This window comes from Enterococcus moraviensis ATCC BAA-383 (assembly GCF_000407445.1).
GTDB lineage: Bacteria > Bacillota > Bacilli > Lactobacillales > Enterococcaceae > Enterococcus_L > Enterococcus_L moraviensis.
Window position 1 is genome coordinate 137,261 of sequence record NZ_ASWB01000001.1, and the last position, 15,206, is coordinate 152,466.

General features: G+C 36.2%; 13 protein-coding genes and 1 pseudogene. 10 read left to right on the forward strand and 4 right to left on the reverse strand.

All coding sequences use genetic code 11. The features are described 5' to 3' along the window. The first annotated feature begins 24 nt into the window (after nucleotides 1-24). The 4 genes from I586_RS00670 to nth are packed head-to-tail and all read left to right on the forward strand — an operon-like array spanning nucleotide 25 to nucleotide 4,110. Entirely contained in the window at nucleotides 25-1,188 is a 1,164-nt protein-coding gene (locus tag I586_RS00670; protein WP_010765108.1) for a THUMP domain-containing class I SAM-dependent RNA methyltransferase, read from the forward strand. 11 nt (nucleotides 1,189-1,199) lie between these two features. Then, on the forward strand, nucleotides 1,200-2,699 hold the full coding sequence (locus I586_RS00675; protein WP_010765107.1) for a carboxypeptidase M32: 1,500 nt from the start codon (nucleotides 1,200-1,202) through the stop codon (nucleotides 2,697-2,699). Between the two features lie 35 nt (nucleotides 2,700-2,734). Further along, nucleotides 2,735-3,451, forward strand: a complete 717-nt coding sequence (locus tag I586_RS00680; RefSeq protein ID WP_010765106.1) for a DnaD domain protein — start codon at nucleotides 2,735-2,737, stop codon at nucleotides 3,449-3,451. 11 nt (nucleotides 3,452-3,462) lie between these two features. Beyond that, nucleotides 3,463-4,110: an endonuclease III gene (gene nth, locus I586_RS00685; protein WP_010765105.1), complete on the forward strand. Its 648-nt coding sequence runs from the start codon at nucleotides 3,463-3,465 to the stop codon at nucleotides 4,108-4,110. A gap of 46 nt (nucleotides 4,111-4,156) precedes the next feature. On the opposite strand, the gene I586_RS00690 is transcribed toward nth, so the two are convergent. Further along, nucleotides 4,157-5,959 carry a glycerophosphoryl diester phosphodiesterase membrane domain-containing protein gene (locus I586_RS00690; protein WP_010765104.1) on the reverse strand — a complete coding sequence of 601 codons (1,803 nt, stop codon included), beginning with the start codon at nucleotides 5,957-5,959 and terminating at the stop codon, nucleotides 4,157-4,159. An 89-nt stretch (nucleotides 5,960-6,048) separates the two neighbouring features. Further along, nucleotides 6,049-6,438, reverse strand: a pseudogene (locus tag I586_RS00695) (TVP38/TMEM64 family protein); the annotation flags it as partial. Nucleotides 6,439-6,936: 498 nt separating this feature from the next. Between I586_RS00695 and I586_RS00700 the strand changes: the two are divergent. From I586_RS00700 to I586_RS00725, 6 genes are all read left to right on the forward strand, one after another. After that, complete coding sequence (locus I586_RS00700; protein WP_010765103.1) at nucleotides 6,937-8,304, forward strand: Nramp family divalent metal transporter; 1,368 nt, start codon at nucleotides 6,937-6,939, stop codon at nucleotides 8,302-8,304. A 130-nt stretch (nucleotides 8,305-8,434) separates the two neighbouring features. Beyond that, nucleotides 8,435-8,959, forward strand: coding sequence for a ribosome maturation factor RimM (rimM, locus tag I586_RS00705; protein WP_010765102.1), 525 nt, complete (start codon nucleotides 8,435-8,437; stop codon nucleotides 8,957-8,959). Then, nucleotides 8,949-9,686: a tRNA (guanosine(37)-N1)-methyltransferase TrmD gene (gene trmD / locus I586_RS00710; RefSeq protein WP_010765101.1), complete on the forward strand. Its 738-nt coding sequence runs from the start codon at nucleotides 8,949-8,951 to the stop codon at nucleotides 9,684-9,686. The genes rimM and trmD overlap by 11 nt, the downstream gene beginning before the upstream one ends. A gap of 28 nt (nucleotides 9,687-9,714) precedes the next feature. Continuing rightward, nucleotides 9,715-10,371 (forward strand): chloramphenicol acetyltransferase, encoded by a 657-nt coding sequence (locus I586_RS00715; RefSeq protein ID WP_010765100.1) that lies wholly within the window; start codon nucleotides 9,715-9,717, stop codon nucleotides 10,369-10,371. A gap of 134 nt (nucleotides 10,372-10,505) precedes the next feature. Then, entirely contained in the window at nucleotides 10,506-10,853 is a 348-nt protein-coding gene (rplS, locus tag I586_RS00720) for a 50S ribosomal protein L19 (RefSeq protein WP_010761540.1), read from the forward strand. 189 nt (nucleotides 10,854-11,042) lie between these two features. After that, a complete protein-coding gene (locus tag I586_RS00725; protein WP_010765099.1) occupies nucleotides 11,043-11,753 on the forward strand; it encodes a DNA alkylation repair protein in 711 nt (236 codons plus the stop codon). A gap of 430 nt (nucleotides 11,754-12,183) precedes the next feature. Here I586_RS00725 and I586_RS00730 read toward each other — a convergent pair whose 3' ends face one another. Then, nucleotides 12,184-12,639: a hypothetical protein gene (locus I586_RS00730; protein ID WP_010765097.1), complete on the reverse strand. Its 456-nt coding sequence runs from the start codon at nucleotides 12,637-12,639 to the stop codon at nucleotides 12,184-12,186. A 130-nt stretch (nucleotides 12,640-12,769) separates the two neighbouring features. Further along, nucleotides 12,770-15,187: a hydroxymethylglutaryl-CoA reductase, degradative gene (locus I586_RS17040; RefSeq protein WP_010765096.1), complete on the reverse strand. Its 2,418-nt coding sequence runs from the start codon at nucleotides 15,185-15,187 to the stop codon at nucleotides 12,770-12,772. Nucleotides 15,188-15,206 lie beyond the last annotated feature (19 nt).

Here is a 15,206-nt window from a genome sequence, read left to right on the forward strand (position 1 = left end):
ATAACAAGGACAAGAGGAGATATAATGACAAACGAAAAAACATTTAAACTTGTTGCAACAGCAGCCAGTGGACTAGAAGCTTTAGTTGGCAAAGAATTAAGAGATTTAGGAATTCCATGTGAAGTAGAGAATGGAAAAGCTTTGTTTGAAGGGACAATGGAAACAATCGCTACAGCCAATTTATGGTTACGTACAGCAGATCGAATCAAAATCATCGTAGGAGAATTTGATGCATTTAGTTTTGATGAATTATTCGAGAAAGTCAAAGCGTTGCCGTGGGAAGACTATTTACCAATGGATGCTGAATTTCCTGTAGCTGGAAAATCAATTAAGTCCAAATTGTATAGCACTCCTGATTGTCAATCAATCACTAAAAAGGCGATCGTTAATCGATTAAGAGAAGTGTATCATCGTCCAGCAACTGTGCCTTTAGCTGAAACAGGCGCATTCTTCCAATTAGAAGTTGCATTGTTAAAAGACCATGTGACCTTGACGATTGATACAACAGGTCCAAGTTTATTTAAACGTGGGTATCGTATAGAAAAAGGTGGAGCACCTTTAAAAGAAAATATGGCAGCAGCTTTAGTGGCATTAACGAATTGGCGTAAAGACCGTCCGTTTTATGATCCCGTTTGCGGGTCAGGTACGATCTGTATTGAAGCAGCGCTGATTGGACATAATATTGCTCCTGGATTCAATCGTGAGTTTGTTTGTGAAACATGGGATTGGTTTGATTCAGCAGTATTTGAGAAGGTTCGAAAAGAAGCCGATGAAAAAGCAGATTATGATATTGAACTAGATATTACTGGTTCAGATATCAATGGTAAGATGATCGAGATTGCCAAAGCGAATGCAGAAGAAATTGGATTAGGCGGTTCGATCACATTCAAACAATTAGCAGTGCATGATTTTACAACAGAAAAAGAATATGGTGTAATGGTCGCAAATCCACCTTACGGAGAACGTTTAGGGGAAGAAGAGTCCGTTCGTAAATTATATAAAGAAATGGGAGAAGTATTCCGTCCTTTAAAAACATGGAGCAAATATATTTTAACGAGTGACTTAACTTTTGAGCAATACTACGGAGCGCGAGCTACTAAAAAACGTAAGCTTTACAATGGGGCTTTAAGAACTGATTTATTCCAATATTGGGGCGAAAGACCACCGAGAAAACCAAGAGAAGAGTAGGTGAGGGAAATATGAAAGAACAAGAATTTCTACAAGAAATTAAAGAAATCGAATTATTAAATGAAGCCCTAGCTTTATTAGAGTGGGACAGCCAAACAGGTATGCCAGAAGCCAGTAGCGAGTTCAGAGGAGAAACTGTAGGGTATTTGTCAGGAATATCATTTGAACGCAGTGTAGGCCCTAAAATTCAAGAAGCATTGACTTATTTTGAGACACATCAAGATGAATTATCTGAACTTGGCTTATCTGTTTATAAAAAGACGAAAGAAAACTATGAATTGAATCATAGTATCCCTGCTGAACGTATGCAGGCTTATAATATTGCACTAACTAATGCACATGCAGCTTGGTTAAAAGCAAGAAAAGCAAAAGATTTTGCTGAAATGAAAAATGAAATCCAAACGCTGATTGCATTTTTAAAGGAATTCATTCCCTATTGGAAGAAAGATGAAACGACAAATTATGATGTCCTATTAAATCAATATGAACCCGGCTTAACCGTTGAAAAGTTAGATGAAATTTTTGCGCAAGTTAAAACAGGAATTATGGAGATCAGAGCAACAATAGCTGAAAAAGGGACTGTTCCACGTACAGACTTTTTGTCTCGACGTGTAACGAAAGAGCAACAAAGAACCTTTGTAATGGGAGTTGCACAACAACTTGGTTATGATTTTACTCGTGGGCGTTTAGATGATACAGTTCATCCATTTATGCTCGATTTAAATCGCAATGATGCACGAATCACAACGCGATGGGATGAAACCAATTTTTCTATGGCTACTTTTGGTGTTATTCATGAAGCAGGGCATGGAATCTATGAACAAAGTATCGATCCTAAATATGATCATACACCACTTTCAACAGGTGCTTCGATGGGAATCCATGAATCTCAATCGCTGTTTAACGAAATTATTATAGGAAGTAACAAACAGTTTTGGGAAAAACAATTTCCTTTTTTCAAAGAATGCACTGCAGGGGCATTTGACGATATCGATTTTGAAACGTTTTATGATTCTTTAAAAGAAACCAAGGCGAGTTTAGTTCGAATCGAAGCAGATAGTTTAACTTATCCGCTCCATATCATCATTCGTTATGAGATTGAGAAAATGATTTTCAACGAGAATGTTTCAATTGATGAACTTTCGCAAATTTGGAATGATAAATATGAAGAGTATTTAGGTATTCGTCCTGAGAATGATTTAGAAGGCATCGTACAAGACGTTCACTGGTCTGGTGGTAGTTTTGGTTATTTCCCATCATATGCGTTAGGGTATATGTATGCTGCACAATTACGTCATGCTATGGGTAAGGAAATCGATGTAGATACTATTTTAGCAAGTGATGATTATTCTCCAATCAAAAATTGGTTGACAGAACATATTCATCAATATGGCGCTTCAAGAAAACCAAATCAATTGATTTTAGATGCAACGGGGGAAGCTTTAAACCCTCAGTATTTGATCGACTATATGAAGTCGATTTATTATGACGTATATAAAATCAACGAATAACAAGTTTATTTAGCAACAGAAATGAGGGAGCAGTTATGTTATCAATCAATGAATACCTAAATGCTGGTGAAACAACTGTCTCCAATTTAGTAATCGAAAATTATCAAAAAATTGGGTTGACGGATGAAGAATTTTTATTTTGGTTGCAGTTGTTTCGATCACAAGCTAAAGGCGATTTATTCCCTGATTTAGCAGCAATTAGTCTAATTATGGGGAAACCAATCGATGTTATTTATAAGCTGTTGAATCAACTTGTTTCACGAGGCTTTTTGATTATTCAAACAAAGCAAAATGAACAAGGCCAGATGATGGATACTTATGACCTATTGCCTATTTTTGAAAAAATATCCTTACTAAAACAAAAACAGACAGAACAAAAACAAGAACAATCATCGGAAGAAACAATTAAGCAACTTTATCAAGGGTTTGAAAAAGAGTTCGGTCGTCAATTATCACCGATTGAACTAGAAATGATCGGACAATGGCTGGAGACAGACCATTATCAACCAGAACTTATTCGACTGGCGTTAAGAGAAGCCGTTTTGAATCAAGCGTATAGCTTAAAATATATTGATAGAATCTTGCTTGCTTGGGAACGAAAAAACATTACAACAAAAGAGCAAGTGGCCGAAGATCAAAAACGTAGAAAACAAGCGTTGATCCAAAAAGAGATCGAACAACAAGGTACGCAAAATGAGCCGATTCCTAAAGTCACGCTACACAATTGGCTTAATCCTGAAGATAGCGAATAGGAGGTAGGTCAATGCTTTCCAAGGAAAAAACAATGGAAGCAATAGAAATCATGTATGACATGTTCCCAGAAGCGGAATGTGAACTCAAACATAGCAGTCCTTTTCAGTTGCTAATTGCTGTTATTTTAAGCGCACAAGCAACAGATGTTTCTGTAAATAAGGCAACGCCCGAATTATTTGCGGCCTATCCGACGCCTGAACTATTAGCGAAGGCTCCTTTAGAGGACATTATCCAAAAAATCAAGACAATTGGATTATATCGCAATAAGGCGAAGAATATTAAAGCTTGCGCTGCTCAATTATTAGAGCAGTTCGATGGAAAAGTCCCTGAAACACGTGAAGAACTTGTTTCTTTACCTGGTGTTGGACGAAAAACAGCGAATGTAGTAATGGGTGATGCCTTTGGTGAGCCTGCTATTGCAGTAGATACACATGTTGAACGCGTATCAAAACGGTTACGTATCTGCAAATTAGATGCGAACGTAATGGAAGTTGAACAAACGTTGATGAGAAAAATCCCTAAAGAATTATGGGTGAAAACCCATCATACGATGATTTTCTTTGGGCGTTATCATTGTTTAGCACGAAGTCCTAAATGCGATATTTGTCCGCTGCTTTATATGTGCCAAGAGGGGAAATCTCGTATCGTTAAAAAATAAAAAAGTAATGTGAACACACTTTCGTTCACATTACTTTTTTTGTTTTTTAACCGATCCCTATAACGAAATGGAACAGTTTATCTGAGTATGTTAGTTCATCTAAGTCTGTCTGAATAGTCTCATTAAGCAGTTTCAATTCATCTGTAACGATACCATCAACACCGTAAAACATCATCCGTGTCATCGTATCCTCATCATTAACTGTCCATGCATAGACTTTTTTCCCATCCTGATGTGCTGCATTGATAAAATTTCGATTCAAAGTAGTGTATTCCATTGTAAAGAAATCAACCGTTGATACAGGTGGTCCTACGATATTGAAAGGAAGAATATACCCTACATAAAAATCCGGTTCTTCTTCTTTCAATTGTGTAGCTGTATCGAACGTTAAGGTATGCAGAATGTGTTTTTCTGATAAAATGATTTCTCGGTATTGATCAGTAAATCGTTTCACCAAATCAGGACTATCCTGTGGTGTTGTTTTAATCTCAATCAATAATTTTTGATTTAAGGCTTTTGCTTTTTTTAGATAGTCATCGAACGAACAAACTTTTGCTTCCATACCGTTTTCTTTAGCCGTTAGTTTGGTTAGTTCCGCTAAAGTTAATTGGTTTGGTCGTTTATTTACACCTGTCAGATTTTTTAAGTTGAAGTCATGCATTACGACAAATTGTTTATCTTTTGTTTCTTGAATATCCATTTCTATATAAGTGGGATGTTCCAAACTAGTTTTCTCAAGAGCCGGTAACGTATTTTGAACGCCATTTGCTGCATCAACACCGCGATGTGATATTGTTAAAGGTTCGGTGACGGAGGGGTTACTTAAATAATTCGTATTGTAAGTTCCTACACCAATTCCAAATATAGCGGCGGTAAAAGAAAATAAGCCGATTTTAAATGCAGACCATTCCTTTCTTGACTGCTTAGGTTGATCGAAAAACCATTGCGGTAACTCAGGTAAAAAGCCTTCGTCATCCATGTAGTCGATCGTAATATAAAAGATACCGACTGTGGAAAAAACAATATTTAATAATAAAATAAATTGTAAGAGAGTCATCGCGATAACAGCGCTGACTAAAGCGTAACTTGGGATAGTTGTTTCAATGATTGCTTGAGCGCTCAATATTACTGTATAACTAATAATAAATAGGACGAGAATACTGCCACCAATTACGACAAATTGACCTAGAATTCTAAAAAAGTGATTTTTAGTTGAGCGCCAGCTTTCTTTAACTGCTTGACGAAATGGTACGTCTCTTAAAATCATTTCAGGTAAAGCAAATATCAAACGAATCGAAAGATAGAAGAAAATCAAGTATCCTAAAACAACTAAGGCAATAATCGTTACTCGGTTAGCGAAAATAAAATCCATGATGAACGCCGGAATCTTTATTTTTGCAAGTAAGTCTGAGTGAAAGCCTAAACCACTAAGTGGTAAAACTAAGAAAAAATAAAATAAGAAAAACAAAAGTGTACTAAACCGAATCTTTTTAAGTTGAAGAAAAGTTCCTTTAAGTAAGTTTCTCAAAGATATGGGTTCTTTTTTCTTTATAAAAAAAATACTTAACAGTAAAAAAGTAAACTCAAAGAAAACAGCGACGACAATTGTTAAAAGTACCATAATCAATGCAATCAAAACGCCAGGATGTTTTGAAAAGATTATTGGAATCGTATCATACGATAGATAATTTATTTTTCCTTGTTTTAAGATAAAACGGGTTGAGCTAGCCAAAAGAGGCAATAATACAAACAGCATGAAACCATGCATGAGTAGAACATCTCGGAAATAAGCCGACGTTCCTGCAAAAAAATCAATCATATTTTTAAAACTATTTTTTATGTATCTCATTATTTATCCACCCTTACGAAACTAAAATAAAAGAGGATAGGATACAAGTGCATCCTATCCCACTAAATACTATTATATAATTTAAATCATTAAAAACCTAATAAACCGTTCAAGAATGTACCACCATATATCAATGCTAAACTATATAAGAAAATTGAAACAGGTTTTGCTAAGATGATGATCAATGTAAATTTCTTTAAGGACATTTTAGTTAAACCAGCCATTAAACAAAGGGCATCGTCTGGTGCGATCGGAAGAAAAATCGCTAAAGCGAAAAGGCGTTCAAAGCGTTTTTCATTGTCTAACCAACCAATATACTTGTTATAAGTTTTGTCACTGACTAAACTTAAAATGAAAGGTTTACCATATTGGCGTCCCAACAAGAAAATAATGACTGAACCGATGGCAATACCTACGTAATTATAGATAAAACCTGCAAAAGGGCCAAAGATCAACACACCTGCAGCACAACTGATGCCGCCTGGGATGATAGGAATGACTACCTGAATTATTTGAATCAACATAAATAAAATTGGGCCTAAGATAACTGAGTCACCGACTAATCCTCTCAAAGCGTCTACGTCTTTAAAAACACCTAATCGTATAAAGTAAATTGTCACAGCAATCGTTGCTATTATCCCTACGATCGAAATGCAATTAATAATTTTTCTTGAAAGCGCGATGCTCATGTTTATCATCTCCTTAATTGAACTACCTTTAGTATAAAAGGCTTCTTATGATTTTACCATTGTTATTTATGATTTTTGACGAACAAAGTTGTAAGAAGTAATTTTCTATGATCATTATACTAAGATTGTATAAAAAATGCATCCTACTTTAGCCCTAAAAGATGAAACATCTACGTGTTTCCTATTTACAAGAAAGAATGAGAGGACTATAATTAATTTAAGAGTTATGGTATACCTAAAAATTAAATTACATAAACCTGATGTTTTATAAATGGAAGAAGGATAATTATGGAAGAAGATAACAATGAAAAAGAACGGTTATTAGATTACGCAAATGGTCCAAGTTTGGAAGAAATCAACAATACGGTCGATGTGCCCAAAAATGCAAGTTTTTGGCGGACGTTATTGGCTTATAGTGGACCAGGAGCGTTAGTTGCAGTGGGGTATATGGATCCTGGGAATTGGATCACATCAATTGCCGGTGGTGCAGAATATAAATACGCACTTTTAAGCGTCATTTTATTATCAAGTTTAATTGCGATGCTGCTTCAAGGAATGGCTGCTAAATTGGGCATCGTGACAGGTCGTGATTTGGCTCAAGCAACGAGAGAACATACCAGTAAGAAGACTGGCTTCGTTTTATGGATCATAACTGAGTTGGCCATCATGGCTACCGATATTGCAGAGGTCATTGGTGGTGCTGTTGCATTGCAATTATTATTTGGCTTTCCTTTATTGATTGGGGTCTTGATCACGACATTTGATGTTTTATTATTACTACTTTTAACGAAATTAGGGTTTAGAAAAATTGAAGCAATCGTAGCTTGTTTGATTGCTGTGATCTTTTTTGTCTTTGCTTATGAGGTTGCACTGGCCGATCCAAATATGGGTGAGGTGTTACGTGGCTTTATTCCTGATACAAGAATTGCTACAGATAAATCAATGTTGTTTTTGGCATTAGGAATTGTAGGCGCAACAGTAATGCCACATAATCTATATTTGCATTCATCAATTGCCCAAGCGAGAAAATTTGACCGTAATGATGATAAAGAAAAAGCGAAAGCGATTCGTTTTACTATTTGGGATTCCAACATTCAATTAACAATTGCGTTTATTGTAAATTGTTTATTACTGATTTTAGGTGGCGCATTATTTTATGGAACAAATAGTGACTTGGGAAAATTTGTTGATTTGTTTGATGCCTTAAAAAATCCTGATATCGTTGGAAACATTGCTAGTCCAGTTTTGAGTATTTTATTTGCCATTGCCTTACTTGCTTCTGGTCAAAATTCTACAATTACTGGAACATTATCAGGTCAAATCGTTATGGAAGGGTTCATCCACTTGAAAATGCCTCTTTGGATGCGTCGCGTTGTAACGCGTTTGATTGCCATTGTACCTGTTATCGTTTGTGTGATCATTTATGGAGGTAGTGAATCTGCAGTTGAGGATTTATTATTGTATACACAAGTATTCTTGAGTATCGCATTGCCAGTGTCGATTATTCCCTTGACATTGTATACCAGTGATAAAAAAATCATGGGGAAATTTGCTAATCCTACTTGGGTCAAAGTTTTGGCTTGGGTCATTGCCATTGTGTTGACTGCCTTGAATTTATTTTTGATATACGGCACATTAACCGGTGTGAATAGCTAAGAAATAAAAAGAAAGTGATTCTTCATTGAATTGCTTTCTTTTTGCGTAATATTATAATAGAAGTTGATAGAATTCAGACTACAGAAATGGTAGAATGAAAAAGACTAAAATATTGAAATGAGGGTTTTAAGTGACTGAATATTTAAATGTTGGGAAAATCGTCAATACCCAAGGCTTAAAAGGCGAAGTACGCGTGATTTCTCAAACCGATTTTCCAGAACTACGTTATAAAAAAGGAACAATTTTGACATTATTTCAAGAGAAAAAAGAACCGGTTGAATTAACAATCAAATCACATAGAAAACACAAAAACTTCGATATCGTTACATTTGAAGGACATTTTTCTATCAATGACGTCGAAAAGTATCGAGATGGTATTTTGAAAGTTTCAAAAGAGAAATTAACGGACTTACCGGAAAATGAGTTTTATTACCATCAGATCATTGGGTTAAGCGTCATTGATGAAAACGATCAAGAACTTGGTAAAATCAAAGAGATTCTTTCACCAGGTGCGAATGATGTCTGGGTCGTTCAAAGACCAAAGAAAAAAGATGTATTGATTCCTTATATCAAATCTGTTGTTCAGTCGATCGATTTAGAAAATGGTGTGGTCCATGTAGAAATTCCAGAAGGTTTGATTGACGATGAAAATTGATGTATTAACGTTGTTCCCAAGAATGTTTGAAGGACCGATGGGAGAATCGATTATTGGAAAAGCTGTAGAGAAGAATCTATTAGATATCACTGTGTCTAATTTTCGTGATTACTCAGATAATAAGCATCAATCCGTGGATGATTACCCATACGGTGGTGGAGCAGGAATGTTATTGAAAGTTCAACCAATTTATGAAAACTTACGTAGAATTGAAGAGGCTTCTCCTGACTCCAAAAAACGTGTGATTTTACTTGATCCGGCAGGGAAGCAATTTGATCAAAAGATGGCGGAAGAATTCTCCGAAGAAGAGCATTTGATTTTTATTTGTGGCCACTACGAAGGATATGATGAACGTATTCGTTCATTTGTTACAGATGAAGTGTCATTAGGAGATTACGTTTTGACAGGTGGAGAGTTAGGTGCAATGGTGATGATTGATGCAACTGTTCGCCTATTACCAGATGTATTAGGAAATAAACTATCTGCCCAAACTGACTCTCATTCAACTGGTTTATTAGAGCATCCTCAATATACTCGTCCAGCTGAATTCAATGGGATGAATGTGCCAGAAGTACTCACGAATGGTAACCACAAATTAATCGATGAATGGCAACAAAAAGAGTCATTGCGAAGAACGCTAGAACGTAGACCAGATATGCTTGAAAAGATAGAATTGACGGAACAACAAAAAATATGGCTAGAAGAAATACGAAACGAAAAACTATAGCGTAGTTGTGTAATAAGGAGGTTTTATGATGGTTATAGCAGCAAAAGTCATTGATCAATCAAGTTGGGATCGTAAAGAGCATTTTGATTTTTTCTCTGGAGATAGTGGTCTGCCTCTTTATGATATTACAACTCAAATCGATGTGACTCATTTTTATCAATATATAAAACATAACGATATTTCATTTTATTATGGATTGATAGATGCGACAACGAAAGTCATGAACCAAATTGAAAATTTTCGTTACAAAATTCGTGGAGAAAATGTGGTGTTGATTGATCATTTGATTCCTAGTTTTACAGACTTAAAAGAAGATAGTGAGTTATTTCAAATTGTGACACTTGATTTTGCGGGAGATATGAAAGAATTTTCTGATGAAGCAAAAAGAGTCAGCTCAGCACAAAAAGTTTATTTCCCAAAATCAGAATACCCAGCAGATACGATGATTCAATTTTCTTGCTTGCCGTGGTTTTCTTTTACAAATCTAGGAAATGAATCAAGTTTAGATCGAGATGATTCGATCATTAAAGTAACGTGGGGGAAATTCGAAAAACAAGGAGACCGATTAACATTACCTTATTCTATTCAAGTCAACCATCGCCTTATCGATGGAATACATTTAGGGAAGATGATAAACCAATTGCAACTTTATTTAGATCAACTTGTTAGTGAATCGACTATTTAAAAGTTATCAAGAAAATTCCTTTACAGCTCTGTTTCGCTGTGTTAAACTATTTCAGTGAGTGCAAAGCGCTCAACTATTACGATATTCCGCTGTGGCTGTAGCCATAAGAATGTTTGGAATGAGGAGAAAAAAGAATGAATCCATTAATTCAAGAATTAACACAAGAACAATTACGTACGGATATCCCTGCGTTTCGTCCTGGAGACACTGTTCGCGTTCATGCGAAAGTAGTCGAAGGAACACGCGAACGTATCCAATTATTTGAAGGAGTTGTTATCGGACGCCGTGGCGCTGGTATCAGCGAAACTTATACAGTACGTAAAATCTCTAACGGTGTTGGTGTGGAACGTACATTCCCATTACACACTCCACGTGTTGCTCAAATCGAAGTTGTTCGTTATGGTAAAGTTCGTCGTGCGAAACTTTATTACTTACGTGCATTACATGGTAAAGCAGCTCGTATTAAAGAAATTCGTCGTTAAAAACTTGTTATTAATTAACAGTGAACCCCTTGATTATCAAGGGGTTTTATTTTTGGTTCACCGTTTAAATATAAATGGAAATACAAAAATCTATACCCTTTTTCTTTATCTTTGTTATAGTTATTTAGAGAGTCTTTGTCGTATGAGTGAAACCTACCCGAATAAAAATAATGAATAGTGGAGAAAAAAATGATTACAGATGAAATAATAAGTGAATTAAAAGCGTTAGGTACAGAACAAACACGCAAAACGTTTGCAAACCATGGCGCACCAGAAAATTGCTACGGTGTCAAAATTGGGGACTTAAAAAAGTTCTTGTTAAAAAAGGTAAAGAATCAACAAGAACTTTGTATGCAACTTTTTAAGACAGGAAACACAGATGCACAGTATCTAGCAGGACTTGGTATTGACCCGCAAAAAATGACGAAAGAGGATATTACATTGTGGTTAAGTCAAAGTAGCTGGACTGCAATTGATGAGACTATTGTAGCAGGCGTTGCGGCTGAAAGTACATTTGCTTTGGAACTAGCACGTGAGTGGCTTTTATCATCAGATTCAAGCGTACAAAATGTAGGCTGGTTGACCTTTGGAAAATATCTGTCTTTTCGTTCTGATAATCAAATTCCTCAAGAAGAAGTTAAACAACTATTAAAACGATTGAAAAAAGAGATCCATACAGCTCCAAATGAAATTAGATACAGTATGAATCAGTTTATTATTTATACGGGAATCTATTGTTCAAATCTAACCAAGGATGCATTAGAAGCGGGTAAAGACATTGCTGAAGTTGAAATCACACTCCCTACAAAAGGATGTCGCTTACCAGATCCAATTGCAAAAATTCAAAAAGCTAGCGTAAGTAATCGTATAGGTGTTAAACGCAAACGAATAATTTGCTGAGTAGGGAATAAAAATCAACTTTATGTAAATATGTAATGAGAAATAAGACCAACAACTAGAGAAAAGACAAAATAGGTTAGTGCAATATATAAACATAAAATCTCTCTTGTTTTTCTATATTTAAGTAATAAACTGATACCCAATAAAAAAAATAATATAGATAAAATCATTTTCAACCACCTCTGAAAAATATTGTAACAGCTTAAAGTGAAAATTGATAAAATTAAGCAATCTGAGACAACATAATAATGGTCGGAGGGAGGGCACTCGGTTAAAAATTAGGTTGGAAAAGTCCGGTTCAATTTAGAAAGAAACGGAGTGTCCCAACCGTTTATTCGGATACTAAGAGCCTTGAACATAACTAAAATAGTTATGTTCAAGGCTCAAAAAGCTTAATTTTTTTGGCACACATCAAAGAGGCCTTTTATGTTTAATTTCCCTGTGAATCAGTTAGATTTACTTCTCCATTCGGTGTAACTCTGTAAAAACCAACGGTACCGGAACCACCTTGTTCACTGAGGCTTTTACTCTGTGCTTTAATCAGATAGTCACCATCGATTTTTCCCCAAGGGATAAGGGTAATATCAGCATCGTTTTCAAATTGTTGAGTGTCTCTGATTTTTTCAACAGCTTTTTCTTCACTATCGATTGTGCTACTAGATGATTCCTGGGTACTTGTCTCTAGTACAACATCAGAAGGAACCGTAGTTTGAATAGCTGAACTGGAAGCCGTTGATTCAACGATAGTCGATTCAGAGGATAGCGTACTATTTACGACCGTACTCGTATCAGTTGTAGACTTAGTGTTTTTTGAAGATTCTGTTTTTGGTCCGCAAGCAGTTAGAAAAATAGCTGAAATAAATAGAGCAAAACTAATTTTTTTCAATGGGATCCACCTCACATATCATTTATCTATTTGAATTATAGCACATAAAAAGTAATAAAAATAAAGCTGTATAGTAGTTTAGTCGAAAACTATGATACAGCTTATTTTATCAACACAAGGCTTAACTCTGTTACTGTCTTAATTCTGTCAGAAACACTAGAGCTTGTTCTTGATTCATCACACTTGATTTTAGTTTTTCTGCAATAATCTCGATTTCAGGTCCTTTTGCTCCGATACTCATGGCCAAGGAGCGGGCTTGTAGGGACATATGACCTTGTTGGATGCCATCTGTAACCAAAGCGCGTAATGCGGCAAGATTTTGAGCTAAGCCAACAGCTGATAGTACTTCAGCTAATTCTTTTGCAGAAGCTACATCTAAGATTTCTAAGGCTGCTTGCGATTTAGGTAATACACGGATTGCACCACCAACAGTTCCGATAGCTAATGGTAATTCAATTGTACCTTTTAAGCCGTCTGAAGTTAGTTCCCATTGGCTTAGTCCACGATACGTACCTTTTACGGCATAAGCATGAGCGGCGGCCGCTACAGCACGAGTATCATTGCCAGTTGCTAAGACAACTGCCTCAACACCATTCATAATCCCTTTATTATGCGTAGTTGCCCGATAAGGGTCTAGTTGAGCAAATTTAGAAGCAGCAGTAATTTTTTCAGCTACTACTTTACCCGAGTCTAGATCTCCAGTCTTACTTAAATGAGCAAAAGGAATAGTACAAGTAGCTGTCACTAATGATTCAGCAGCGTAGTTACTCAAAATACTAAATAAAATTTCCTCGTTAAACCATTGACGGAATAAATCAGCAACTCCTTCTAAAATGGAATTCAGAATATTCGCGCCCATAGCATCTTTTGTATCAACCAATAAATCAACTGATAAGAAACTATCATCTTCTAGGAAATCTCTCACTTGGATCCGTTTTAATCCTCCTCCTCGTTTTACGATAGAGGGGTAGCTTTTTTCGGCCTGTTCAAAAATGTCTTGTGTTGCTTGCTCAATTTTTTCTTTAATCGGTGTTTGATCAGAAACATTCATAAAGACGATTTGGCCACGCAGCAAGCTTTCAGACATTGTACTTTGTAAACCACCACATTTTCCAATTATTTTAGCACCATTACTGCAAGCTGCGATGACGGAAGGTTCTTCCGTTGCCATTGGAACTTGGTAGTTTTTTCCGTTTACTAAAATATCAGGAATAACACCCATTGGAAGGGCCATTTCACTGATTTGATTTTCGATCAAGTGACTTGAAATATCCACATCTAATGATACATTTTCTAATTCTTGTCTATTCGCTAAAGAAAGAGCACCTGTGTTTTGCAAGAAAGATAAACGTTCCTCTGTGGAAAGTTGGTAAAACTTTTTATCTTTTGACGTTTTTTTTGGTCGTTCAATGAGTAAGGCAAGGCCTAAACCGCCACCAACACACAAGGAAGCAATACCATAGCGACTGTTTGTATCTTCTAACTGGTATGCCAAAGTTGAGACGATTCGAGCACCAGAAGCACCGATTGGATGACCTAAACTAATACCGCCGCCCCAAATATTGAGTTTATTTTCGGGGATGTTTAATTTAGTTTGAACAACAATCGAAGATGCAGCAAATGCTTCATTTATTTCAAACAAATCAATGTCCTCAATGGTGAGATCATTGCGTTTTAAAAGAGATTGAATTGCTTTGATTGGCGAGATACCCATTACGCTTGGATCAATTCCGATTTCAGTCATATCTTTTACGATCGCAATATATGGAAGATGATGTGCTTCTGCAAATGATTTTGAAGACAATATCATAGCAGAAGCAGCATCATTAATCGTTGAGGCATTTCCTGCTGTAACAGAACCATTTTCTTTGAAGACTGTTTTTAATGTTCCCAATTTTTCTATAGTCGTATCTTTTCTTACACCTTCATCATAATCAAATAGTGTTCCCTCGATAGACAAAGGGACTATTTCTTTCACAAACTTTCCTTCTTCTTGTGCTTTAGCCGCTTTCATTTGAGAATGAGCCGCAAAGGTATCTTGCATTGTTCGTGTAATTTCAAATTGTTCAGCAACATTTTCAGCAGTCAATCCCATTGCTTTGCCGCTGAATGCATCTGTTAAGCCGTCAACCATCATAGTTGGCGCGGGTTTTGAATAGCTATCCTCTTCTTTGTATGTGATAGCAGGGGCCGTTGTCATGCTTTCCGTTCCACCCGCGATGACAACATCAGCTTGGCCCAACTGAATGGCTTGTTTGGCTAAGCTTATCGCTTTCATACCAGACCCACACACTTCATTGACCGTGAAAGCTGGAACATCAAAGCCTAGTCCACTGTTGAGTGCAATTTGTCTCGCAGGATTTTGGCCATTTCCTGCTTGTAATACATTTCCAAAAACCACTTGTTTTATATGTTCTGCCGCTTTAGTATTTCTTGTAAGTAACTCTTTTGTAACAGCTGTTCCTAAATCAACTGCAGATAATGATTTTAATTGTCCTCGATATTTCCCTATAGGTGTTCTCAAGGCGTCGATTATTACGATTTCCACGACGTCACCTCCAATATGA